This window comes from Paenibacillus sp. FSL W7-1279, from assembly GCF_037969845.1.
Classification (GTDB): domain Bacteria; phylum Bacillota; class Bacilli; order Paenibacillales; family Paenibacillaceae; genus Paenibacillus_AQ.
In genome coordinates, this window is the sequence record NZ_CP150215.1 from 3601270 (window position 1) to 3626918 (window position 25649).

Below are 25649 nucleotides of genomic sequence, written 5' to 3' on the forward strand. Positions count from 1 at the left end.
TGCTATTCCACCGCTTTCTTATAAAGCTCGGGATACATGATGCTCATCGCTTCGTCTAATATGATGCCGAGCGAACGTGTTCCTCTGCCGCTCGCCCATACGGACGTGCGCATCTCATGAACCTGTCCATTCTTTACCGCGCTGAGTCTGGACCACAGCGGGTTCGTCTTGAATTGCTCGGATAATGGCTGTGCATCTGGGCTGAACGTGAAGGTCTCGACAAAAATATAATCCGGATCGTTCTCAAGCACCTTTTCCAACGAATAAGCCATCCCCCCTGCTTGATGGCCGCCATCTGCCTCGGGTGCGGGCCATGGGTATTGCGTCACTTCCGCCAGCACCGAGCCTACGAGTGACCCGGCCGTATCGATCCCGAAGTTTACATCGGACCCGTACATCACCAGCGCGGTTTTATCCTTCGGACTGTGTTCTTTGTAGTAGTTGAATTTATCCAGCAGGCGCTTCTCGGCCGCTTCGGCTTCTGCTACTTTTCCGGTCAGCTGGCCCATATGCTGTAAGAACTCGATCGATTCTAGCATACTTTTGGGCTGGACGATGTACAGCGGAGCAATGCCGGCTAAGCCTTCCCGTAAACCTTCATGGGTTCCTTCCAATCCGATGACAAGATCCGGCCCCGCTAACGAAATATCCTCCAAATTGGGTTCAAAGAAGCTTCCTCCGATTTGTCCAAGGCTTGCGGCTTCCTCACCATAAAATTCTGGTTCAGGCGCTAGTCCTCCTGCAGTTACCGCAGCGGGTTTCAATCCCAGCTCAACCAGGGCATCTACGCAGATCTCTGTTAAACACGCCACCTTCTCCACCGGCAGGTCAACGGATATCTCAGTGCCGGTTACATCCTTGAATGTCGCTTCGGAGTTTTTTCCTTCCTCATTTGACGCTGCCTCTTCAGCACTTGGCGTTGCTTTTTCAACATTTGGATCCGCTCTGTCCGTTGCATTTTCAGTCCCCGTTTCTTGAGGCGGGTCTTGGGGAACACTGCTGCAGCCAGAAATGAGTGCTGCAATTATCAAAAATATGATACCTAGTCGTTTGCGCATGGGTTACATCTCCTTTAATTCAGTGTAATTATTACGAATAATACAGATGAAGCTATGTACTCTGTACATTATCTTCTTCACTGGCCAAACTTCTCGAAGCCTTCCTATCACTGCGCCCATATGCAAAAACAATCATAATCAGCCCCAAGGCAGCACAGATCAAGTACATGGAGGAGTAAGATAGAACATCGGCGATCGGTCCCATAACGACACCGCCCAAAGATACACCGAGATCGGCCATTGCGATAAACAAGCCTATCAATACATTGCGGCTTTGTTGAGGCAATACAAAAGATAAATAGGTTGTTAGTGTCGGATACAGGAGTGCCTGCGCAATGCCCATAACTATGGCTCCTGCGTACAGAAATAGAGAACCCCATAGTTGAGAAATACTGATGCATAGGGAAGCGAGGGCAATGAGAAACATGATTCCCATGACAAACCACGAATGCCATCTGCCATCGGAAGGGATTCTTTTTCTTAGCGTGAAACGAGCAGCGACTACAACAGCGGCTTGGAGCATCAAATAGATGCCGGCATGGCCGCTCTCCAACTGAGAGCCGTAGAGCGGCATAAACGTGGTTACCGCTCCAAACACGATTGACGACGAGAGCATCAGTACACTGCATTTGAACATGAGTGGATTTTTTATGATCTGTCCAAAGGACTGAAATACCCCTGAATTCGTGGTGGGCGCATCGGAAGATCCCGTTGCCGGGTCCATTTTGACTGCGTATCCGAAAAGACCAGTACTGATAGCAATCAGGATTAAGATGATCGATATGGAGTCCATCCCGTTCGATTGCCAGAAACCTATAGCAAAAACAGGACCGATAATGCCCGGAATATATGAAAATAAAGAGTAAAAGGAGATGCCTTGAGAACGATCTTTCTCTGGCAAAGCGTCAATAATGCCAATCTGTAGGGCCATCGAAAAAAATGCTGTTGAAACACCCTGCAGTATTCGTGCAACCAAATACCCACTTAACCCGGTGAATGAATACAGTATTAAAGCAGCAGCGTTGACCAAGAGAATAATGCGAAGGATCCTAATTGGCCCGTACTTTTGGATCCATTGGCCGGCCCACGGCCGAAAAAACATAGTTGTAAACATGTAGGCGCCCATAATAATGCCGATCGTTGTGCCGCTTGCTCCCCATGCAGCTCCCTGGAGCGGTATGATGACGTTCAGAATGGCATTGGCGCTGAAATATAGCAGTGTGAGCAAGTATAAACGCAGAAATGGCCAAGACATCGCTCCACTCATCATTCAATCCTCCTGCGTTGAAAATGTCAAAATGTAATCAAGTGATCGATCAGTCGCTTGGCATAGTCCGATTGGACCTGCTTTAATTGCTCGACGTGAACGGTCTCCTCAACCTGACCACTTTTAAAAATAAGGATCCGATTGCAAAGGTAAGTTGCTGCTTGTATATCATGGGTAATAAAGACATAACTCATCTGATAGATTTCTTTTAGTTCCTTTAATAATCGTAGAACTTGAATCTGAACAGATACATCCAAGGAACTCACGGCTTCATCGAGTACAATGCACTTTGGCTCCGTTGAAACGGCTCTTGCGATGCATACCCTTTGCACTTCCCCCCCGGACAGCTCATGAGGATACTTTTTTTTGTACGAGGAATCCAACCCGACTCGACCCAACAGAACGTCGATTTTGCCTCGAAGATCTTTTCCGGGTCCCCTCAAAGCTCTCAATGGTTCCATGATGGCTTCTTCAACCGTAAAGTACGGGTTAATGGAAGATGTATAATCTTGAAAGACTGCACTGATATTGCCCAATCTGGTTTGTCGGTGCGTCACGTTGTTCCCTTCGAAAACGATCCTTCCACTATCTGGCTTCTCGATGCCCAAGATGAGACGTCCAAGCGTTGATTTTCCGCTGCCGCTTTCTCCAATAATACCAAGACACTCGCCCTTCCCGCATTCAAAGCTTACGTTCCTGAGAATGTTTTGACGTTTACCCGTCATCCATCCGCCAATGCGGTAGGATTTATCGACGCCTTCGACTTTCAGCACGGATTACTCTCCCTTCATGATGGAATTGAAATGGTTGCTCAGCTCGAGGCGAGTAGAAACCAAGTATTGGGTGTATGCGTGGTTCGCATCTGTAAATACCGTTTCGGTTAGGCCCCTTTCAACAATCTCTCCGTTTCTCATCACAATCACTTCGTCCGCAATCTTCCTCACAACCCCCAGATCGTGGGAGACAAATATCATAGAACTGCCTGTGCGTTCGCGAAGCTGAATTAATTGCTCGAGCACTTCATATTGAGAAATCGTATCCAGTGCCGTTGTCGGTTCGTCCGCGATGATAACGTCGGGTTCAAGGACCAATGCCAATGCAATCATTAATCGCTGCAGCATCCCGCCCGACAATTGGTAAGGGTATTTATTCATGATCTCCTGTGGATCATGAATCATGACGCTCTTCATGGCATTTATCATGATGGATTCCGCCTCGCTTTTACCCCAGCCGAAATGCTGCTTTAGCGTCTCCTTGAAATGCACGCCGACTACGCATGATGGATCGAATGCGCTCATTCCATTCTGCATGATCATGCAAATATATTTGCCGCGTCTTTTTCTCATTTCCTTCTCCGGGAGTAGGGTTAAATCATCCCCTTTAAACAAGATATTCCCGGATTGGCGAATACCTGGCTTGTGTAATCGGATAATCGACCTGCATGTCATGGATTTGCCGCTTCCGCTTTCTCCTACGATGGCCAGACAGGTGCCCGACTTTAGCTGAAACGAGCTGTTATGGATGATATCTTTACCGTCTTTCGCGTTCCAAACCCTCAGTTGATTTACCTCAAGCATATTCATAGGCCGGTTTCTCCACCTCTGCATTTCTTTGCATTCTTCCCGAGTTCATTCGTTTCGGATCCAGCGCATCCCGAAGTCCATCCGCCAAAAAATTAAACGCTAAGACGGCAATTACAATGGCCAGCCCAGGCGCAAGCATGAGTTCCGGACGGGAGAACATTACCTCTCTCGCCTCATTCAGCATCATTCCCCACTCGGCGTGCGGGGCCTTTATTCCCAATCCAAGAAACGATAATCCTGAAATTTGCAGAATCATGGAACACATCGAACCGCTTGCGGTAACTGCAATATCGGAAAATGTCACGGGAACAATATGTTGAAGGATGATCTTGCGATTGTTGATGCCCGCTGCCTTTGAAAACTTGACATAATCCATCTCGGAATACTGCATGACCGATGTCCTGATGACGCGGGCAAACCACGCCCATTTCATAGCAACGAATGCAATCAATATGTTCTCGAGACCCGCCCCCAGAATGCCCACTACCGCTAAGGTCATGACATATCCCGGAAAGGATAGCATAATATCACATAGTCTCATGAATACCTTATCTGTTTTCCCGCGAAAGTATCCTGAGATAAAGCCTACAATCGCCCCCACGCCTACTGATGCCATGAGTGCAACTAAAACCCAAAGTATGCTGGGGCGAATACCGTAAATCAGCCGGGATAGAATATCTCTCCCTAAATGATCGTTACCAAGCCAATGAGACCAGGAAATCCCTTCATACCGAAAATCCATATTAACTTCGTTAGGATCATGCGGAGCGAACACGGGGGCTGCGACACCAACGATTAGGATTGCTGCAATAACAATCAGAGACAGGCTGGCTAGCTTGTCATTGCTTAAATTTTTTAGGACTCTCATCAGATTTCCTTCCTTAGCTTCGGATTGAATGCCGCATTAATCAGGTCAGCCAGGGTGTTAAACAATACAAAAGCTACGGCCATAATAAGGACATAAGCCTGTATGACTGGGAAGTCCCTGCTCAGAATCGACTTTATGCTTAACCGACCGAGTCCCGGCCATGCAAATACATTTTCGATAACGACCGTACTTCCCAATATAATCGGAATGGCCATGCAAAATATGGATACGGCGACCTGCAAGGAATTTCGTAGAATATGAATGGTGATCTTCCTCTCAGGCAAACCGCAAGCTCTCCCATAGACAACATAATCTTCGTGTAATTGAAAGAGCATGGAGCTTCTTACGTTTCTGAAGTAAATGCCTACATAAGCCACTGATATGACCGTCACCGGTAGAATGTAGCTTTGATAAGAATCCATCCCACTTGTCGGTAATAGGTCCAAATGGACGGAAAAATACCAGATCATAAGCGAGGCCAGCCAATAGGAAGGCATTGCGGTCAGAATGAAGGACCACCCTCTGATTGACCGATCCAATAACTTGCCTTCATTGAGTGCACAAACAACCCCCAAGATGATAGATAGCAAGATAATGAAGAACGATGAAATTAAAGTAAGCTTTAACGTATTGAGAAACGCCGGACTTATCAAAGACCACACCGATTGCCCCGTTATATAGGATTCTCCAAAATCCAATTGAAGACAGGCTAATACCCAGTCTGCGTACTGTTTAAGGAATGGCTGATTCATTCCCAGCTCCTCCCTCGTTTTGACAATCAGATCGTCCGTGATTTCAGGGACCTCTTGGGCGCGAAGCACTACTTCCACAGGGTCCATCGGAGACAGATTAATCAATAGGAAAGTCAAAAACGATATGACGACCAGAATTGGAACGGACAATAATAGACGTTTAATAATATAGCTCCCCATACATGTCTCCTTATCGAATGATGATCTGTCCTATTCAAAATACATGCGTTCGAACGGGAGCTCGAATTGCGTTTGTTTGAAAGCAATCCCTTTTAATGCCTTAGGTGCGAGCACCGTAACACTGCCATTCGATATCGGGATAAATACGGCCTCATCATGCACGATCCGCATGATCTCCGCGTACAAATTTGTCCGGTTATCTTCATCGGTAGAGACCATTACCTTCTGAATAAGGTTGTAGAGGACATCTGCTTCCTCGATTCCCTTGGTAGTGTGGAGATAAGAAGCTTCCGAGGTGAAGGCCGAGATGGTGCTTTGAGGATCATACGCCAATCCCCAAGTTTGATTGAACAATAAGTCATAATCCCCTGTAGATCGGCGATTCGCAATGGAAGTGGATTCTTCGCCGATAATATCCAGTTGTAATCCAATTGATTTTAATGCATTTTGAATAAATTCAGCCTGTGTTTTTTGTGAGGAGGAGTTGCTGTCGTAATATAAATTCATGGCCAGTCTATGACCCGATTTACTTCTGACGTCATTGCCACTGGCTAATTTCCATCCGGCTTGGTCCAGTAAGAGCTCGGACGCTTCTACATCATAACCCCGCTCCTTTAATTGGACGTCTGCATAATTGACGTTGGATGAGAACAATCGATCCGCTTCCGCTTCTGTGCCTTCAAATATGTCCTTGCTGATGGTTTCCCGATCTATTGCATACCAGATAGCTTCCCGGACGGCGGTTTCGCTTATCGGGCTTTCCGATTGGCTGCTGTTGGCAACGATCATTTTTGTATTCATGGCGTCACTTCGGACTATTTGGTAATTCCCCGTATCGACCAAGCGGTTCATCGCTTGTACATCGAGGCTGTCCGCTCCCCGGTCATCAGTGAATACGAAATTCACTTCTCCTTTTTGCAAAGCGAGGAACGTGGTTTCACCGGCCGGAAGCACTTTTGCAGTAATTTTTTTGATTTTTGGAGTTCTTCCCCAATACTCCTCATTAGCGGTGAAGGATGCATACTGGTCGATCTGATGTTCCTTGAATATGTAAGGACCTGTGCCGTTGGACCCGCTCACGCCATTCTTCGTCTCACCTTGAATGAAGTCTTTGGGGGAAATAAATACATAGGGTCGTGTCATGGACAGTTCGACCAGTGCAGGATAATATGATTCACTCAAATTGATTTGGACGGTGTATTCATCCAGAACGGCTACACTTTCTATTTTGGACGATAGTTTTATCCAAGCGTGCTTCTCGGCATTACGCTGGACGGCATCGATATTTTGCTTGACCGCTTCGGCATTAAACGGCTCTCCGTCATGAAACTTCACATTTTCCCTTAAATAAAAGGTATACACTTTTCCATCTTCCGAAACGTCCCATTTTTCAGCTAACAATGGTTTGATGCCTTCTTCTGTGTTCTCTACCAAAGACTCGTACACCATCCCCTGAGCTGGCATGGAACCCGTGTACAAATGAGGATTCATGTCATGAATATCTTTGGCTGTTGCATAGATAATTTCATCTTGGATTGCCGACTCACCATTCTTACCCTGAGTTGCTTCACCACACCCTGCTATCAGTGCAACCGTGATAATGTACATACAAACCTTAAGAATTCTGTTCACGCTTTCCCTCCCAAAAATAATTAATGTACTGCTAATGAATTTCTTTCCCAGACCAGACCCTCATTGATCCCCCTATCTCTTCCCATTTTTACTCACTGCAACTTAATTGTAATCATTACTATTTAATCCGAAAAAAATATAGCATGTCATCAAAAAATAGTCAACAAATTCTTCCATGGAATTTTCTATACAAATTTGAGGACTGCGCCAGTTGACATGGCAGACTTAAAAATATTCGTTCGCCTTAAGATTCCATAGCCTTATGCATGTAGACTTGCTATGAGACCGATTTAGTACAAATAACGGTCCATTGTCTTAAACACGATACCAACCCTTTTACACTAATTACTTCCTAACCACTCCTCAGCAGTGCAGGAAAACCCGATTAAAACTGTTGGCTTTTTGAGAGACGTAGCCAATATTCGAATAATCTTTAAAGCTTCCTATGAATTGTCCGAGCCATGCGACTGTACTTGCCTGCATTGGCAAAATCCTTTAAGTAATGTCGATTTACCTGAAACGTTGGAACCGATACGCTACATCATCTCGCACGCCGTTATACAGGATTACTAATTGGGACTACATGGACTCTGCCTGACAACTTAGCATTAGAGAACAAAAGGTTACTTGAAATCTCGTTATTCGAAAAACAAAAGGAAGAACTCACGGATCAAAGATGGACTCAATCAAGAAAAGCCCTGACTGATAACTCACATGTTAAAACAGTTACATCAGAAACAGAGGATCGTAAGGAGATAGTATCCATTGATGAAAATACTGGGCTTCCGATTAAAAGAGAAATACTAACAAAAGATGATGATGGTAACTGGAATACTGACACTATAAAAATTGAGGAATACCGGTACTTAGATTCCATTCCCATGGAGCTCCAAAGTATTGAAGATCAAATTTGAACAACGTGCCACAATACCCCAAAAAAGATCACCGCCTCCCTCCATAAATAGAAGTCAGCGGTGACATTTTTAAATTCCTGATGTTGCCTTATACGTAAAATCTACTTCGAAATAAATGTTTGGTGTTTGAATATGAACTCAGGTTTCGTTAAATACGCCATGTAAATTTATTTGAACACAAACCAAGTTAATTATACTTTTGTATATAATTCAAGTCGTTTGTATTTAATAGCTTTAAAATTTTTGTGATTGGATAAGTAAAAGACATTACCATCTTTTCTGAAAATTAACACTCCTGGATTGTAATTTTATTATTATAGTAAATCTAAAGGAATACTATCCGTTATATTAAATGTGAAGTAAAGCCTAACAGAAAGGGGACGATCGACATGATATCTTAATGCTTCGATAAAAAACTCAATAAAACTTTATATACCTTGGAGGGGAAAGATGAGAATCGTATGGTTTGCATTCATCCTGTTATTCTTGGTAACCGGTTGTCATATTCAAGAATCAACACCTCAAACGATTAGTGATACAGTGACTCCTTATTACGTTAGTGAAATGAAAGATGTGCCTGAAGATACCATACTAATAGAAAACTTAATTGATGAGATGGATCAGGGGACATTTGAGTATCATTCAGGTGAATGGGGAAAATTTGTTGTTAATCCCAATCAACGTGAATTTAACAGAGGTGATGTGGTATACATCGAGACACCTAAAGAAGCGTTGAAAAACCAACCTCCGTATATACCGGAGGCGAAAATTCTACGGATTGTTGGAATGCCCGGAGAAAGGTTAAAAGTAAAGAAAGGTCAGATTTTTATCAATGATCTACGTCTTGATGCTTTTTATGGTAGCGCAAGGAATCACGGAATGACCGAGGAGCAGTATATTGTATGGGCAAACGAGAACGAGGAAGATTCTCATCGGTTTAATGATTATTTTCATCAAAATGTTGAAGAAATCACAATTCCACAGGAACATTATTTTGTTATAGGAGATAATTGGTGGAGAAGCGTCGATAGTTTTAAATTTGGCCCGATTCATAAAAAGGATATCATAGGTACAGTTATTGGATATAAAAAATAAACTTTACTACACCTCGCAGATTAACAGATCTAATTGGTTCATTATCTGATTTGACTTCTGGTAGTGGGGATAAAGGAACACCCATGGTCTATATCCAAGGTTACTTCGATAACTATACAAAATAAGATCGGTGCAAAAAGAATGTCTCCTAATCGAGACATCCTTTTTTGCTTGCCTATTCAACTATCGGATTCGATCTCCATGACACCATTGATACTTAACAGCAAGATTATCAAGCATCATTCTGACAATACTAGGTCGAGCCAGGATTTCGCCTCATGGTACAGAACTGGATTGTTTTCTGGCGTGTAGTAAGCCAGCACTGCCGCCGCCTGCGATACGACCCATCCGCGGGCTCTTGCCCATGTAGTGTCATCCGTAGGAAGATATTTGCGGAACGCGTCAAGTGCTGTCGGCGAGTGTAACTTCCATGCGACCATGACATCGCATGCAGGATCGCCAACGCCCATTGTATCCCAATCAATCACACCAACGATTCGTTTATTTCGCACAAGCCAACTTTTGTGCATTGTTTGATGACACAAATTAATCTACACAAAATAAAAAAATCCTGATAAGCCAGAGGCTTTTCAGCTTTAATAAATGTAGACACTTTTGTGTCATTAGACAAGTACGACATATTTAGTGTCATACACTTATTGCCCATGAAAATTGAAATAGAGTCTTCATCTATAAGAACAAGGCGATCAAACATCTATCACGGTAAATTCCGTACCTTTACGACTAACTTCAAATCGTATATCTTCTCCAGCTACATACCCTCCGACGGTCACTTGATCCCCTTCCAACATATGCTCGATATTGGCTTTAGCTGTCGGTGTAAACACACATACTCTTCCCTTCTGTATATATATTGTCTAATTATGTCCCGGCTGATCGAATCCTCTGCACTCTCCTAACCCAACTTCGAAAAAGTAAACCATCGTTAAAAAATTCAAGGGATTTTCATTTCTACTCCTCCCGCATATTCTATACGTCTGTTAATATCACTGAGACACCAACCCATTTTTCATATTCTCTTATTGTGAAAAGTGTTCTTCTTCAGATCGAGCTTCCTCATAAATTCTACAGCCGACAACTCCCTATTCTTCCAGAGCTTATAGTTCGCATCCAGGATGCCCCTTGCCCTGGTGTAAGAGTATTCAAGTTAATTCGCGGCCGCCCCAGGTGCTTCCCTTTTTTCTTGGCTTCAGCAATCCCTTCAGCCTGCGCCTGTTTGATTCCCTTACGTTCCTCTTCGGCAAGCCAACTTAAGAATCTGAAGTACAACATCCATAATGAGCTGCCCGATCACTTCTTCATACTTGCGTGTATCCAGAATGGGTATGTCTATCACCACAACATGGATTTTCGCATAGATCAACCATCGCCATTCTTTTAGAATATCTTGCTTGTTACGGCCAAACCTATTGATGGATTTTACAAATAAGATGTCGCCCTCATGCATGACACGCTTCAGCAGTTGATACTCGGGTCGATCAAAGTTTTTCCCACTATCTTCATCGAAAAAAGTGTATTCTTCCGGAATGCCTTGTTCTCGCAATGTTGTAAGCTGTCTATCTTCATTTTGATCCTTTTCGGACACTCGGCCATAACCGTATTTTCTCATTTATGCTGCCCATCGTTGTTATAAACGTTTAAAAATAAAAAGGATATAGTTTATAAACAAGAAATTATGCTATTTTTCAAAAGATCCTCATAACTTTACAGCAACTTAAAGCGTTATTTATATGAGAATAACAGAGGTAAAAGTAGGTTAACTAGACGACAAGCTTAGAAATAACACTTTTACATAAAATGATTTTGCAAATATATAATTTCGGAGATATTTAGATGAATAAAGCAATCAAACGTATTTTGGCTACTACAATTTCTGCAAGTATCTTTGGTGTGGCATCTTTCGCATTTGCTGAAGATGTATCCCTACCAACAACACCACCAGGGTTGATAGAGCAATCTGGAAATGAAACAGGCGTTATTGTTCCTTTCGCTTCTGATAAGCCATGGTCCATAAATTTTGATGGGAGTAGAACAAGTGAATCAAAAATGCTTGTAATGTCAAATGATTTACCTTGGCTTAAAGTGCTAATAAAAAATTCAGGAACAACAAAAATGATAGTTACTCTCACATCAAGCTCTCCAACGGGAACAGTATGGGATAGTCTTACTATTGCCCCTGGAGAATCACAAAACATGTGGGGTAAGGTACCTTACTCAGGCACGTATTATGTTAACTTTACATCGACGGGAACTTTAAAAGGTGCAGCATCTTCCCGAATTGCTTCTACGTATGAGGAATTAGGTCTTTAATATAGCATTCCCAAAAGGCACCCTAACCAGGCAATGACATTAAGTTTAGTCCAAAGACAAGATTGGGAACAAAAATTGGAATCCAGTACGGTATGGGAGTGAGTCCCATGCCGTTTGTTTTTCCGATGTATTAAAAAAATTGCACAGCAAATAAAGCGGAAGGAATGTCCGCTTAAAATATATAGATTCTGTCTCTATTGAATTGTGTTCGGCCCAAATTTTCCTGGGAAGTAAAATGCATTATTCTCTGGACTCCGGTTATTTTTGATGTTACAGAAGCATTAAACTAGTTGCAAACATTCGGATTATACTGATGAAGATAAAGAAGGGATCGCTGCAGAAATGCATACGCTCCCTTTTGTATACCTTTAAGGATACTGAAATATTATGCAACTTTCCAGCCACTCATAACGTTATTCTGTTCAAGACCTAAAGAATGGGAGAGGTTAGCCAGATAAATTGACAAAATAAATGTTTATGTATCTGTGTCTGCTTGTTCTGCACTGCTCTTTATAAGCATCCGGTGCATAGCGGCACGTAGACATACCGTCCTCCAGCTTTCCCTCCTTGATCACCTTTCCATTTACGAGCATAGTAACTCCTTACGAACTCCCCCTCTCATTCCATTTAAGTCCTAAATACATTGCATCTCGAGCACTACATAATATCTGAGTAACATCTGATTAATCCAGGTCCCCCAATCCTCATTTTCAGTGCAGAGCATAGGCTTGTAAGGTCTTCGGACTGAATCCTTGGATACGTTTATCTGTTTCATACAGTCGCCATTGCTCGCTTATCTAACATAAATAAAACCTCCTAAAAGAGCTATTAAAACTGTTTGCTTCTATTAGAAGGTTTTAATCTTATAGATTGAATTAGCGTTTCCGGTTAGCTTAACTCGTTAACTTCTTTTGTTACACTATTATGCCTTTTCATTACTTATCAAATATCTCATCGAGATTCTCCCATTCGTCGCCAATCTATATCATTTCATCTTTAAATCGGCTCATGGCTTTATCTTTTCTAAATTACTCATGCACCCATTTGAACACTTTATACCAAGTTAATTTAACCGAAACAACTAGCTGTTCCGAAAGTATTGTGCGATGATTTCGGTAGCCCTCGATGTATGATTTTGTAGTCTTAATATTTTTTGATTTGCTCGCAATGTTCCTGAAAGGAGAGCGAGAAATATCAAAATCCATATAAACGTAATGAAGTCTATCGAAATCCAGAATGTCCGCTAGGCTATCACTATGAAACAATAGGTTATCCATGTGCATGTCCCAGTATGCCCAACCTTGAAATCTATTATTTTTTAGTTTTTCAAGATCGAACCTTTTAAGTATTTCTATTTGCTTTTCAATAGCAGCTAGATACTTCTCGTTACCTGCCTGTTGGGTCTCAAGATAGTTTATTCTTAGCTCTTCAAGTTATTTTCCTTAGAAGGTAATTCCCACTGTAAAAACTGTAACTGAGGCATGTTAACTTGCGTCCATTTATGCATTCGTCCAGTAGCTTCACCAAGACTATACATTTGTTCTTTATTGGTTTCACCAGCTTCAACATGCATCCCGGTACTGACTCCTGAAATCATATAAGATTCTCCGCTCGTTGCCTATTATGTTTATCTGACCATTAGCTTAATGAAATTGCATGGAAACATAATTAGATATTTATCTAATCGGTAATCGGCTCACGTTCTTGTCCTTTACGGCAATCGGTACAAGTTCTTGTCCTCGACTCGGGACAAGAACTTGTACCGATAAAACAAAAAAGCCGCTAAAATAGCGACTCTCAATGGGAACAAGATCTTGTCCTGCGACACTTGGACATCATTTAGGTTAAACTGCCGTAAAACTAACCTACTGGTTTTTAATGTAGTCGTCCCTGTATGTACCAGCATGTTATATTCCCCTCTGAAGAGTAAGCTCTCTGTTTTTATATTTTTTTACACGCTGATTTCCGATAACGTCTTATCTACGAACTTCGTAAATAATTCCATATGTAGAGTATTCGTGAATTTATTGAACTATCCTGCCCGTTAGCGTAAAGAAACTGCAGTCGATCAACTGGTCGGCTGCAGTTTTATCTTTAGTGAGCTATCGTTTCCCGTTAGTTGAGCATAAGCTAACCTTAAATCCACTCTTTTCCATGTTCTCGAATGAATTTAATATCGTTTTGATAATGTTCAAGATGCCCCTCATCCATCATCTTTTGAAAAGCAATGTCACCTTCACTGCCTTTCCTTATAATTGTTTTACATAACCCTTCTAATCGTAGCAATACCATTTCCAAGTAATCTTCTTCCTTTCCTTCACCGTACGATTCAAAAAACAATTTAACTCTTTGTTTTATACGGTTAGCATGCTGTAATGAATTATAATAAATAATTTCACCTGTTTCGGAAAGATAACATCTGCTTAAAGGGACGCAAGTATAAAGCGTATATGCTATGTCCCAAAGTCTTGGACCAGGTCCAGCAACATCAAAATCAATAATACCTATTGGTTTTTCTTGATTAAAAATAATGTTGTATATTGCAAAATCATTATGGCACAATACTTCAAACTGTAGAGGGGTGTTATCTATCGATTTCCAGCTCTCATCAAATGAAAAATCACTCACAGAATCATGATAAAACCTGAGCATTTTCGCTATTTCTATTAAGACTTCATCAGACCACATGTATTCCTTTAAAGGATAATTACCAGCTTCTCCTTCAATAAATGATAATATCTCTCTTCCTTTTTCATCAATACCTAAAAATTTTGGTGCATAACTGAAACCTTTGTTCTCCAAATGCTTTAATAGCTTATTAATTTTGTAACTATCTGGTTTTAATTCGCGTCGTACAGTATCTCCCGAACGATACACTTTAGAGACATTCCCTCCTGTTAGTATTACTTCATTTTCATGGTTTGACATTAAAAATATTCCTCCCTGATATGACTTACTTTAAACCGTAAAACAATCCTGTTTGTTCAATTAGCTTGGAAAAGGCAGCCGAACGTTCGGCAGGCTGCCTTCGTGTCTATTATTGATCGTTAGCTGAACTGATTTGGTATCGCAGTGTGATTTGAAATAGAATCGATTATTATATCCCAGTCGCCATAGTGAAGCTCATGCCCAGTACCTTCCAATGTCAGTAAAACCGCACCTGGAATTTCGTTAGCAAGATTTTTTCCATGTTCATAAGGGATAATCGGATCTTCAGTGCCATGTATAACCAAAGCGGGCACGTTTATTTCACCCGTCCTAGACAAATAGGATTCTCCACCTGTGAGCATGCCATGATTATGGATGCTGGCCATATTTTTGCTTCTTTTTATTTCTTCTTGTGCCAAATGATAAACTTTTTTCTCATCAAAAGGATGCTTTGAACCCACTAGGATTCTTGATCTATCTATTGCAAATTCGACTACCGATTGTTCGTTATTCCAATCTATTGCCCCCACATTCGAGAAAAAATCCATAATCCTTTCCTCCATCGGGGGGAGATCCGGAGCAAAATTGGACGTTGATAAGAGGGTAATGGTTAAAACTCTCTCTGGATGCCGCAGAGCTATCATTTGAGTCAGCATACCACCCATGGACAAGCCTACGATGTGTGCCTGCTGAATTTTATAAGCATCCAATACTCGAACAGCATCATCTGCCATATCTTCGAAAGTATAGCCCGGTTGACCAGGTTCGTAAGTTGTTGAACGTCCAACATCGCGGTTATCATAACGAATGACAAAACGTCCTGTATCTGCCAGGCGCCGACAAAATTCTTCTTCCCACCAAATCATTGAGGATTGGGCACCCATAATCAGTAATATTGCCGGGTTACCTTGTATTCCGAAACTGTCGGTACATATTTCAATCCCATTTACTTTTATTAATCGTTCGTTCATGTAAATTCCTCCAACATTAATGTAGAAATAAAAAAAAACACAGGCTATCGGCCTGTGCATGCAGTAATCGAATAAAGAAATTGAAAATGAACGTAATTAGATGATTATCCTATGATAGACTCGCAGTCCCCTCACCGGATAGATCAAAAGGGTTCATTACATTTTCTTTAAATCCAGTCTATACGACATGAGCTTAGAGTTACCCCTGTCTCCAATCGCATAGTACTAAACTAGGTTACCGTGGAAGGTAAACCAATCTTCGATTACGATGCACGCAAAACAAATAGCCTTAAACCACTATTTAAATTCATTTGTGCAAAGAATATCGAAGAATTAGTTTAACACACGTAACCCCTCCGCTCTTATCAATTATTGCAATGCTAACACATGATGATTTCTATGTCAACACCTGGAAAGTGTCTTTCAGGCTAACCGCTCAGTTCAACGCTAATCTGCCCGTTAGTTGAACAAAGGCAGCCGATCTCGTTAACGGCTGCCTACTTGTCTTTTATTGAACTAACATTCCCCGTTAGCATAACGATGGGAAGCTTTTGTCTCCATTGTCAATCTTTTCGACGGGCGACATGGAGAACAGCGCCCCAGTGGCGGCGAACCGACTTTTCTGGGCGACTATTAAGGCGAACTCGGATTTCGTTGAAGAGTTTTTCGCGTTTCCATTCCTCCATAAGTATGTGCCCGGAGAAGGTTTCGAGGAGTTTAATATAAGCGTTAACATGATAAATGCGCTCCCAATCGAAATGTCGTATGCGAACAACCTCAAAAAGGCCGCTTTTCTCAATCTCATCTCTTTGCACGTGAAGTTCCCCTGGCCTTGGCCAATCGTTGTTGTCTACCGATTTACCTTCGCCGATCTCATAGTAAACGGTTTGAATTTCACGGAAGAATGGGTCTTCATCGTCTGGAAAAACGTGATCTGCGTTCCAAAATGCTAGGTGTCCGCCAGGACGAAGTGCCTGCCATGCCTTCATGTACCGAACTTCGGGATCAACCCATTTCCAAGCGGTTGCAGCGAATACCAGATCAAAACTATTCCCCGCCTCCGGTTGCCAGTCTTCGAAATTACTGTTGATTATGTCAACGTCCATTCCGACAAGGTTATGACGGGCAACTGCAGCGAGCTCGGCTCCAAGTTCTACGCACGTGATTTTAAATCCGCGCTTGGCTAATGGGAGAGTAGCCTTTCCTGTAGCACAACCCACTTCCAACAAACGATCGCCTGGATTCAAATTTGTAGCAAAGATTAAGTCATCGAACAATTCATCAGGGTAATCCGGACGCGACTGCTGATAAATATTCGCGGCTTGTTCGAATGATTCGCGCAATTTATTATCATTTTTCGAGTTCATAGTACCTCCTTAATACGGCAGGCGATTGACTTGGCCGGATGAACCGTCGATAAATTCAAATACTCCGTGTTTCTCATTGGGAATCACATCCAAATCCGAGGATATAACATAATTTATTCTATGATCTGCTGCACTATCCTGCCCTTTAGTTGAATAAAGGCGGACTTTAAGGGGAATCTGCTGTTATTCAAAATGCTAAAAAAATCGACGATAAAGTTCTCGTCGTCGTTCGCCGCGCAGCTGAGCATATATTTGAGTGGTCGATGCTTTTTCATGCCCTAGCATGCCTTGAATGAAATCTAAAGGTGCTCCATTATCGAGGAGTTGGCACGCATAGGTATGACGAAATCGATGCGGATATGGATTTACTTCAATCTCTCCTCGGCCTGCAAGCAGTTTCAACGCCCACCGGATCGTAGGAATGGCCATCCGTCTACTCGGATGTGTATCGGTTACGAATAAGGCTTTACAGTTGTCTTCACGGCCGGCCAGATACTTCTTGAGCCACACTTTACACTCTGTCGTGAAATAAACTTCTCTCTGCTTTGAAGCTTTGCCATTAACAATTGCAGAGCAATTTTCCCAGTTAAGATCCTCGATTTTTCCCATGCTTCTTGCAGCTCGATATCCTCGCCCGATAGATACCGATTCATTAATTCTGAATTAGCAAAATCCTCAATTTCAATCAGTGGTTAAAGGTTTTGATAAACAATAGAGAGGAATTTATTAGAACCTTGTATGACTATAACGTGATTTCTATGGAATAAGGTTGGAATAAATACTAATTAAGACGAGATTTTTCATAACACCTCACGTTCAATCAAACGTTGGAAATTGAGTGCGTCTCTAGGAGGAGGGATGAACGAATGTCCGAGGGCAAGAACATGGTCCCTTTGAAATCCATGATTCCATACAATTTGGGGTTGCGACTATCGAAATAAGCAACTTTGTATTCTTCATTCTTCATCTGGTTCGCAATAAAACACCAGGCATTTCATTTACGATCTAGAGAAAATGGGATTAAATGGCCCTATTTCCACTGATCCACCCTCTCTAATATTAATCATTTTATGAGTCTCAACGCTCGTCATTCTTTATAATGAAAGTCTCTGATTCGATAAGTTTTTCTTGTTTCTATCTCCTACTGCACTAACTTCTTGAATCATGTACAGAAATGAACCATTGCTAAACTGTGATACCAAATCACAAAAGGATTTTGGTAGTTTGTAATTCAATGATATTCTGTTTTTTCTATATCTTCCGTTAGCTAAAAAAAAGGAGCAGCTGCCAACAGGTGAACTGCTCCATGATATTTTAACTTAATGTAAAACAACTTCATTTCCTTACCATTAAAGAATGACCTAAAAACCAGCTATATAATTCCGGATTATCGTATGTTTCTGTCCAGGAGTTGTGATTCGTCTCAGGATAAATTGTGAAAGAGACATTTCCACCGTTTTCGCGAAGTGCGTCTACCATTTTTTCTGATTCAGAAATGGACACTATATCATCCTTCGCGCCATGGAATGCCCAGATGGGTGTTCCTACTAGTTCATGTACCCGGTTGGGGTTACCTCCACCACATATCGGAGCGATAGCTGCGAACCTTCCTGGATATTCTGCTGCTAAGTGCCACGTCCCATAACCACCCATGCTTAGCCCCGTCAAGTATATCCGATCTGGATCAACGTTATAGTTTGCAATGATCTCATCTACTAATGCCATCAATCCGTCTTGTTCAGCATTCCAAAAAGAATCCTCCGGGCATTGAGGGGAAATCGTAATGAATGGAAAAGAAGGATCGCGTTCTGCTATCATAGGAATTCCATGTGCTTTTACCAACTCCAGATCATCTCCACGTTCACCTGCCCCGTGAAGAAACAAGATTAAAGGCCACTTATTTGAGGACTCTTTTTCATGTTGATCTGGCAAATGTAAGAGGTATTTCATCCGCACTCTTTTAGTTATTTCTTTTTCAAATTTATTTGCGGTTTGACTCATTGTATCTCCCTCACTTTACTGATATCTCCCATAGGGGGTAAAAATAGAATTCCCCATATTTCCCGGAATTCCTTCAGTTGCATTAACCTGCCCGTTAGCTAATGAAGTTGCATGGAAACATAATTAGATACTTATCTAATCGGTAATCGGACCATGTTCTTGTCCTTTACGGCAATCGGTACAAGTTCTTGTCCTTGGCTCGGGACAAGAATTTGTACCGATAAAACAAAAAACCGCTAAAATAGCGACTTTCAATGGGACAATGTTTCTGTCCTACGACAAAAACATACGTCGTAATGTTCTTTTTATACGTAAAATCTACTTCGAAATAATTGTTTGGTGTTTGATTATGAACTCAGGTTTCGTTAAATACGCCATGTAATTTACCGCTCCATTAAAGTCCAAATATGCCTGATAGCGGGTGCGAATAGCGGGGTGTTCAATGAAATCAAGAACTTTATCCTTCGCCACCCAGCGACTATCGGTTGTTTCCTCAGTAACAGCTAATAACTCCCCACCAACAGGTTTACATACGAAATCAAACCCAACTTGCGTAGGAACATCAGTCATATTTATTCCACAGCCTTCTCTCACTACCCTGCCCGTATGTTTAATGAAATTTCTTCGAAACATAGTTAGATACTCATCTAATCGGTAATCGGCTTATATTATTGTCCTTTACGGCAATCGGAACAAGTTCTTGTCCTCGACTCGGAACAAGAACTTGTTCCGATAAACCTACCCCAGAGATTTGCTTTGGTCTATGGCAGCCTCCAGATCGACACCCACTTTCCGACCGACTCCGTTGCATACCGGGCACATCCCTTGTGTAGTATTGAAGCAGAATTGGTCGACATTGCCTACTTGCGGCTGGCCCACACGCTCGAATAACAAGCGTAACATCGGAGCAATATCGCTGACCGTGCCGAGTGTCGATTGCATGCCTCCTCCAAGCCGCTTCTGGTCGACCACAATCGCCATGCTCAGGTTCTCGATATTGTCGGCTTGCGGTTGCGAGGCAGGAAATTACGTGCAAATAGACTGAAGTTATCGTTCAACAGCGCCTGCGCTTCTGCAGCGATGGTATCAAAGACAATCGACGATTTACCATACCCGGACACACCGGTAAAAATTGTGATTTTACTAAAAATGACTGAATCCAGATGATGAACTGCTTCATGAGTTTGACGTAACTTGTGTTTTTCAGCGTGGCTACATCGACGATTTGGATTTCGATCGCTACTACCAAGTACAGGTTCTTATTCGTCCCACATCTGAAGATTAATGGAATATTTATACAGAATAATTGGTGGCGAATTGAATTGTTTGCCGGCCCTGATATCAGTGATGAAGTTCCTCAGAGGCTGCTTTTGCTGGCAGCAAAAGCATGAGAGCAGCCGCTATAACATAACATGCAATTAGCCAAGGAAGAATAAAGGTCAATGCATCGCCATAAGCAATCAATTGATTTTCTTCAACGGTAAATGAAGAGTTTAACCTAGAGAAGAAAAGGACACCCAGGATCGCAATTCCGATGGAGTTGCCTATTTGACCAATCGTAGTAAGAACGGCACCGGCAGAACCAGCATCTTTGCCAGGGACCCCAGCAATAATGACATTCACCAGAATAGGCGCAGTAAAACCGATCCCTAATCCGCCGATAAACATTGGCAAGGCGAGCGCCCAATAAGATGGATCAACACCATCTCTGACATTTAGCAATAGAATTCCCTGAGAGATCGCAAGAAGTAAACTGCCGAACACAAGCATGGCGCGACCGGCCCGGTTTGCAAATTGGACACCGATGCCAGATGTAATGATAGACCCTATCGCGTAAGGAAGAATGGCCATACCCGTTTCAAGCGCATCCCGTCCGGTGCCGAGCTGAAGGTAAAGGGCAAATAGGAAGAAAAATGAGCCTATCCCCCCAAAAAATAACAGGGAAGCGGAAAGACCACTTGTAAATGCTCTTATACGCAAAAGCGCCGGATCCAGTATTGGTTGGTCGCCGCCTGCGGCCAAGCGGCTTTCTCTCATAAAAAAGAGCGCTATTAATGGGATGGATAAGGCAAGCATTACGAAGCCCCACCATGGCCACCCCCACTCACGTCCCTGTACTATAGGTAACAAAATTAATATCATCGCAAATGAAATTAGTACTGCGCCACCCAAGTCAAGTTTCATTGAACCAGCTCCACGGGATTCAGGTATATACCTGAATCCAAGAATAAGACCGACGATACCGACTGGTACGTTCACCCCAAAAATGGTGCGCCAACCCAATCCCAAAAGATCAGCATTAACAAGTATTCCTCCAAGCAGTGGCCCCGCCAGGCTAGCTAGACCTAAAACAGCACCATAGGCTCCGAATGCCATAGCTCGTTGAGATGGCGTAAACGCTGTGCGAATAATGCCAAAAACCTGGGGTATCATTAAACTTCCAGTTAACCCTTGCGCAACACGTGCAGCGATTAAGAAAGCCGGACTAGTAGCAAGCGCACATAATAACGAGGCTAAGGTAAACCCCATAAGTCCTATTAAGAAAGCACGTCTCCGTCCAAACTGGTCACCTATTCGTCCGCCCGTTATTAATCCAGCTGCTAACGCAAGTGTGTACCCTGCCACCGTCCATTGGAGCTCTGCTTCGCTGGCTCCTAACGATACGGCTATCGAAGGAGCAGCTACACTGACAATCGTTGCATCAAGCAATTCCATGAAAACCGCAACTAAGACGACAACTAGAGCAATTAGTTGTGAACGGGGACTTACTAATCGACTTTTCAATTTAAATACCTCCACTGTAAAGTATCTTTATGATAAAGCTTTATTATTATACAACATTATCGAATTATATTGTCAAGGGAATATTTCCATTCAATATAACCAATACAACATATCCGTTTACGCCTTTACAGTCGCTTTGAAGTACATTAAGATAGTGGTGATTAAGCTAGTGTGATAATCTAGAGATGATATATTGATATTAATCAAGGAGAAAGTATCCATGGATAATCCAGAACTTAGAGACGTCACTGAACACCGCGAGCAAATTGTAAATGAACTTCGACGGTTTGGTGCGAATTACGCCGAGCTTTCACACCGATTTGCAACTTCGCTTAATTTACATTCTACTGACGCTATTGCATTAATAGAGATTTTCTACGCGGAGGATATTGGTTCTCCATTATCGCCTGCACGGTTAAGTGAGCGTATTTCGTTATCGTCGGGAGCAACCACTGCATTGCTCAACCGTCTTGAACGTGCTGGGCACATATATCGTACTCGCGAAGCTACCGATCGACGGATGGTTACTCTACATAGCGGTCCTAATGTCCAAGCACATACTGCACAGTTTTTTGGACCTCTCGCTAACCACGTAGATTCAATGCTCAGAGAATATACGGACTTGCAGTTGAATCAATATGTGACTTTTTTAAACAAGTTTAACTCGACTATGAGATTAGTCCTGGATGAACAACATCAAGAACCCAATTCAGAATAAAAAAGCACTGACAATGGCTTCTTTTCCCGGAATGCTGTCTACCCTCATACCAATAGCTTTCATTTTCACTTCAACAGGATAGCTAACTCTAGTTGCCGACAAAAAAACACCTCCAAGATGATCTCCATGCCCTACGACATGGTTGCATTTTCTTGAAGGTGTTTTAATTTGTCTTACATTAAGGGGGCGGTTCCCCTCCCCGGTCAAGGCCTTTTATTTTCAGCTCCAACTGCTTGTTGTATCATTCATGAAGAACTGAAATGTAATGTTAAAATGATCTTTCACTATTCCGAAGCAGGGACTGAATTCAGTTTCTTGCAACGGGAATATAACTTGTCCTTTTTCACTGAATTTTTTATACATTTCTTCAATCTCGCTTTGTTGCGTAGCTGTAATGCAAATATTTACCTGATCTCCGATTACAATAGATTTCCCCGGAAAGATGTCAGCGACCATCAAATCATTTTCACCGGTTTGCAACACAGCATGGGAAATACGAGTCTTCACTTCATCAGGCAAACCATCGGCATCCGTGCCTTCCCCGTACGTAGTTTTGAACAGTAATTTCGAGTTCAACGCTTCCCGGTAAAACTCAATCGCTTCCGCAGCTTGTCCATCCAGCATAATAAATGGTGTTGAGCGCATTGACATATAAACAGCTCCTTTTACTTGAAATTGTCCAATTTGTTATTTGGACTTCATTAGCATCTTATCGTACAATAGTGACAAAACTTGTCATAAATACAAGAAATGGAGTTTACAATGGCAAAGTCGAAAAGACTGATCGAGATTATGATAATCATCAACAGATAGAAATCCTTCAACACCAAAGATCTTGCCAATTTTGCGACCTGGTTAGATTCTATGAAGGCTACTCTATAATGTAGTCACATTTGAGTCAAAATCCTATAGTGTGGCCACTTTTCTGCATTTTTTGATGACACAAATTATTCTACATAAAAAAAAAGCCCGGCAAGCCATCCCAATGCTCTTCCAGCAGCTTGCTGGCCCAGCGGTATACTTGCATGGTGATGTTAGACGGATCTTCCATCTTCATTTGTCTAGAGAAGCCGGTGGGCGATCAAAGTCCGCTCCCATACACCCGATCAAAGAGTTGTTCCATAACAACGTGAAAAAACTGTCATGCATCATGGTGTTATTGAAGGTTTTAACTACATATGCTTATTATTTAGATGATCATCTATCGGTAATCGGACTATGTTCTTGTCCCCCAACACTCGACATTTTTTCATTTGTTCCGCTTAAGTCTTTGTTTCGCACGCTTCGCGATCTCAACTGGCTAAAGCCGCTAATCAAAAAAGCCCGCTATTTATGCGGACTTTTAAGCGTACATGTTCTTGTTCCTCGACAAGTGGAGATCAATCTTTCGGCTTAATTGTAATGCCCAACTTCTTAAAAAATGGTTGCAACTGCTGTTCCACTTGCTCTATATTCGTTTGATCTTCCTTTGATAGCCGTTCAATATGAACACTACCATCCGGATCAAGTGTTTTGGCGTCATAAGCCATTAATTCATTTACTAATTTTTGAAACTCATCAAACTCTTCTTTGCTTAATATTTGCCCTGCTTCATCTAGCACTCCATTCCAAAAAGTAGCGCTATCTATAGGTTTAGCTTCTCCCTTCGTTGATTGAACTTCATTTAATTTGCGAAAGAGTGGCTCTAGCTCTGCGGTTAACCTTCTATAGATTTTTTGCTCTCCTACACTCAATCTCTCGATATGAAAATCCCCATTTGCATCGGCAACTTTCAAATTAAGGGTGCCCAATTCTTTTAGTAAGGACATCCATTTTGTAAACTCCTCTTCACTTAGGTTTTGTTTAGCGGTCTGCAGCTTTGCCTCCAGCTCATCATATTGTTTTTGAGTTACTCCGATATTTTCCCTCGAACCATAGATGGAATCAGCTATGTAGCTATAACCGGCAAAAGCACCTGTTGGGATTAACAATGTAGCGGCCAAAATACATACAACGACCCATTTTTTCATTTGCCTTCCTCCTTGAATGTGTACGACTTTGTTTAATATTTTTTCCTTGAGCTCCGTTGGTGCGTTCCATTCTTTGGTCTCTTCCTTAAAAGCAGTTTTCAATCTTTCATCGAGACTCATTTAGCTCCTCCACCTTTCCCATAGCCAGAATGCTATTTTTCTTTTTTTTGCGCATCTTTTGTAGAGCAGCATTAATCCGCGATTTTACCGTACCAAGAGGGATTTCTAATGTGGCTGCAATTTCTTCTTGCGTGTAATCATTCATATAATGCAGAATAACTACTAGCTTCAGCTTATAAGGAAGTCGATTTACGCATGCAAGTAGCGATTGATTCGATACTTTGTTGACCACCTCACTTGAGAAATCGTAGACCACGGCTTGGTCAACCCGTTCAGCTTTTTTGATGATCCGCACATGTGTCCAACTCTTTCTGCGGTAAGCCTGAACTTGCCGCATGACCACTCCCATTAACCAAGGCCGAAACGGCCTGCTTACGTCAAACTTTTCAAGAGACCGGTATACTTGAATATAAATCTCCTGAACGACATCCTCTGCATCTGATGGTTCCCGAATAAGGAAATAAACAGTATTGTACACGTCCTTAATGGTTGCTTCATATAACTCACCAAACGCATCACGGCTCCCGGCCAGCGTAAGCGAAATAAGCCTTGCATATTCAGATTGATGATTCATCTGCCACCTCCCCCTTCGGTCTTACAGTATATATTGGTAATATTTATTGATATCGTTCGAATTATTTCAAAATATAGGACAAGTATTCAGCTGTGACCGGAAAATGATTTATTTCTGCATATCGGCATATCCGCTGGCGTTATTGTTAAACCAAGATGCCTTATAAGAAAATCTGCCGAAGTTAAGGATAAAATTTCTTATCACAGGCTTTGGACAAAAGCTAATATTCATAAATCAAAAGGCCCGCTATTTATGAGGACATTTATGCGTATATGTTCGTTGCCATAAAAAAGCGGGCCCTCTCTTTCTCTACAAGGGCCTCGCTTTTGTAAATCATCAGCTGAGCAAAGTTCAACTAACGTATCCCGATAGTTCAATCATTGAATGCTGTAGTATACGATCGAATTGTTCTTTGTAGTAAATGAGAAGATCTCCATCTTGTGGCTCGATTTCCACGGGTATCTTGATTTGATCGTACACATTTTCTTGCTCATTCA

25 protein-coding genes and 2 pseudogenes are annotated in these 25649 nt (G+C 42.1%); 4 read left to right on the forward strand and 23 right to left on the reverse strand.

Annotated elements, in window-relative coordinates; translation table 11 throughout:
* Positions 1–2 precede the first annotated feature (2 nt).
* Genes MKY82_RS15985 through nikA form a run of 7 tightly spaced genes read right to left on the reverse strand, consistent with a single transcriptional unit; the run spans position 3 to position 7316 of the window.
* The gene (locus tag MKY82_RS15985) at positions 3–1058 is read right to left on the reverse strand and encodes an ABC transporter substrate-binding protein (RefSeq protein ID WP_220685266.1); all 1056 of its coding nucleotides are present in this window, start codon (positions 1056–1058) and stop codon (positions 3–5) included.
* A 52-nt stretch (positions 1059–1110) separates the two neighbouring features.
* Entirely contained in the window at positions 1111–2325 is a 1215-nt protein-coding gene (locus MKY82_RS15990; RefSeq protein ID WP_220685265.1) for an MFS transporter, read from the reverse strand.
* Between the two features lie 26 nt (positions 2326–2351).
* Positions 2352–3098, reverse strand: a complete 747-nt coding sequence (locus MKY82_RS15995) for an ABC transporter ATP-binding protein (protein ID WP_220685264.1) — start codon at positions 3096–3098, stop codon at positions 2352–2354.
* Positions 3099–3101: 3 nt separating this feature from the next.
* Positions 3102–3908 carry an ABC transporter ATP-binding protein gene (locus MKY82_RS16000; RefSeq protein WP_220685263.1) on the reverse strand — a complete coding sequence of 269 codons (807 nt, stop codon included), beginning with the start codon at positions 3906–3908 and terminating at the stop codon, positions 3102–3104.
* Positions 3895–4776 (reverse strand): nickel/cobalt ABC transporter permease, encoded by an 882-nt coding sequence (gene opp1C, locus MKY82_RS16005; protein ID WP_220685262.1) that lies wholly within the window; start codon positions 4774–4776, stop codon positions 3895–3897. Before opp1C ends, MKY82_RS16000 begins: the two co-directional genes overlap by 14 nt.
* On the reverse strand, positions 4776–5708 hold the full coding sequence (gene opp1B / locus MKY82_RS16010) for a nickel/cobalt ABC transporter permease (protein ID WP_220685261.1): 933 nt from the start codon (positions 5706–5708) through the stop codon (positions 4776–4778). Before opp1B ends, opp1C begins: the two co-directional genes overlap by 1 nt.
* Before the next feature lie 30 nt (positions 5709–5738).
* The gene (gene nikA / locus MKY82_RS16015; RefSeq protein ID WP_308116329.1) at positions 5739–7316 is read right to left on the reverse strand and encodes a nickel ABC transporter substrate-binding protein; all 1578 of its coding nucleotides are present in this window, start codon (positions 7314–7316) and stop codon (positions 5739–5741) included.
* Between the two features lie 1388 nt (positions 7317–8704).
* Between nikA and lepB the strand changes: the two genes are divergently transcribed.
* A complete protein-coding gene (gene lepB, locus MKY82_RS16020; RefSeq protein WP_339296561.1) occupies positions 8705–9349 on the forward strand; it encodes a signal peptidase I in 645 nt (214 codons plus the stop codon).
* Positions 9350–9354: 5 nt separating this feature from the next.
* Positions 9355–9474 (forward strand): annotated as a pseudogene (locus MKY82_RS16025) (coenzyme F420-0:L-glutamate ligase); the annotation flags it as partial.
* A 114-nt stretch (positions 9475–9588) separates the two neighbouring features.
* Here the strand turns inward: MKY82_RS16025 and MKY82_RS16030 are convergent.
* The 3 genes from MKY82_RS16030 to MKY82_RS16040 form a co-directional block, all read right to left on the reverse strand.
* Positions 9589–9861 carry a phosphotransferase gene (locus MKY82_RS16030; protein ID WP_259445280.1) on the reverse strand — a complete coding sequence of 91 codons (273 nt, stop codon included), beginning with the start codon at positions 9859–9861 and terminating at the stop codon, positions 9589–9591.
* Positions 9862–10056: 195 nt separating this feature from the next.
* Positions 10057–10197: a hypothetical protein gene (locus MKY82_RS16035; RefSeq protein ID WP_220685258.1), complete on the reverse strand. Its 141-nt coding sequence runs from the start codon at positions 10195–10197 to the stop codon at positions 10057–10059.
* 398 nt (positions 10198–10595) lie between these two features.
* The gene (locus MKY82_RS16040) at positions 10596–10979 is read right to left on the reverse strand and encodes a recombinase family protein (RefSeq protein ID WP_308116300.1); all 384 of its coding nucleotides are present in this window, start codon (positions 10977–10979) and stop codon (positions 10596–10598) included.
* A gap of 224 nt (positions 10980–11203) precedes the next feature.
* On the opposite strand from MKY82_RS16040, the gene MKY82_RS16045 reads away from it, so the two are divergent.
* Positions 11204–11680: a hypothetical protein gene (locus tag MKY82_RS16045; protein WP_220685257.1), complete on the forward strand. Its 477-nt coding sequence runs from the start codon at positions 11204–11206 to the stop codon at positions 11678–11680.
* Between the two features lie 1420 nt (positions 11681–13100).
* On the opposite strand, the gene MKY82_RS16050 is transcribed toward MKY82_RS16045, so the two are convergent.
* From MKY82_RS16050 to MKY82_RS16090, 9 genes and pseudogenes are all read right to left on the reverse strand, one after another.
* Positions 13101–13277 carry a hypothetical protein gene (locus MKY82_RS16050; protein WP_220685256.1) on the reverse strand — a complete coding sequence of 59 codons (177 nt, stop codon included), beginning with the start codon at positions 13275–13277 and terminating at the stop codon, positions 13101–13103.
* A gap of 539 nt (positions 13278–13816) precedes the next feature.
* Positions 13817–14608, reverse strand: a complete 792-nt coding sequence (locus MKY82_RS16055) for a phosphotransferase (RefSeq protein ID WP_220685255.1) — start codon at positions 14606–14608, stop codon at positions 13817–13819.
* Positions 14609–14727: 119 nt separating this feature from the next.
* A complete protein-coding gene (locus tag MKY82_RS16060) occupies positions 14728–15579 on the reverse strand; it encodes an alpha/beta hydrolase (RefSeq protein ID WP_339224103.1) in 852 nt (283 codons plus the stop codon).
* A 563-nt stretch (positions 15580–16142) separates the two neighbouring features.
* Positions 16143–16946 carry a class I SAM-dependent methyltransferase gene (locus tag MKY82_RS16065; protein ID WP_339224105.1) on the reverse strand — a complete coding sequence of 268 codons (804 nt, stop codon included), beginning with the start codon at positions 16944–16946 and terminating at the stop codon, positions 16143–16145.
* Between the two features lie 195 nt (positions 16947–17141).
* Positions 17142–17555: a tyrosine-type recombinase/integrase gene (locus MKY82_RS16070; RefSeq protein ID WP_339296562.1), complete on the reverse strand. Its 414-nt coding sequence runs from the start codon at positions 17553–17555 to the stop codon at positions 17142–17144.
* A 726-nt stretch (positions 17556–18281) separates the two neighbouring features.
* Positions 18282–18947: a prolyl oligopeptidase family serine peptidase gene (locus MKY82_RS16075; protein ID WP_006210636.1), complete on the reverse strand. Its 666-nt coding sequence runs from the start codon at positions 18945–18947 to the stop codon at positions 18282–18284.
* A gap of 318 nt (positions 18948–19265) precedes the next feature.
* Entirely contained in the window at positions 19266–19580 is a 315-nt protein-coding gene (locus tag MKY82_RS16080) for a hypothetical protein (RefSeq protein ID WP_339296563.1), read from the reverse strand.
* A gap of 111 nt (positions 19581–19691) precedes the next feature.
* Positions 19692–20110 (reverse strand): annotated as a pseudogene (locus MKY82_RS16085) (excinuclease ABC subunit UvrA); the annotation flags it as partial.
* 178 nt (positions 20111–20288) lie between these two features.
* Positions 20289–21731, reverse strand: coding sequence for an MFS transporter (locus MKY82_RS16090; protein WP_339296564.1), 1443 nt, complete (start codon positions 21729–21731; stop codon positions 20289–20291).
* 220 nt (positions 21732–21951) lie between these two features.
* Here MKY82_RS16090 and MKY82_RS16095 point away from each other — a divergent pair, with 220 nt between their 5' ends.
* A complete protein-coding gene (locus tag MKY82_RS16095) occupies positions 21952–22449 on the forward strand; it encodes a MarR family transcriptional regulator (RefSeq protein WP_077566311.1) in 498 nt (165 codons plus the stop codon).
* A 219-nt stretch (positions 22450–22668) separates the two neighbouring features.
* Here the strand turns inward: MKY82_RS16095 and MKY82_RS16100 are convergent, their stop codons facing one another.
* The 4 genes from MKY82_RS16100 to MKY82_RS16115 all read right to left on the reverse strand — a co-directional run bounded on the left by MKY82_RS16100 (position 22669) and on the right by MKY82_RS16115 (position 25152).
* A complete protein-coding gene (locus MKY82_RS16100; protein WP_077566312.1) occupies positions 22669–23100 on the reverse strand; it encodes a VOC family protein in 432 nt (143 codons plus the stop codon).
* A 301-nt stretch (positions 23101–23401) separates the two neighbouring features.
* Positions 23402–23506, reverse strand: a complete 105-nt coding sequence (locus MKY82_RS16105) for a hypothetical protein (protein WP_339296565.1) — start codon at positions 23504–23506, stop codon at positions 23402–23404.
* Between the two features lie 322 nt (positions 23507–23828).
* The gene (locus MKY82_RS16110) at positions 23829–24578 is read right to left on the reverse strand and encodes a DUF3600 domain-containing protein (protein ID WP_339224110.1); all 750 of its coding nucleotides are present in this window, start codon (positions 24576–24578) and stop codon (positions 23829–23831) included.
* A complete protein-coding gene (locus MKY82_RS16115; protein ID WP_339296566.1) occupies positions 24565–25152 on the reverse strand; it encodes a sigma-70 family RNA polymerase sigma factor in 588 nt (195 codons plus the stop codon). The genes MKY82_RS16110 and MKY82_RS16115 overlap by 14 nt, the downstream gene beginning before the upstream one ends.
* Positions 25153–25649: the final 497 nt, after the last annotated feature.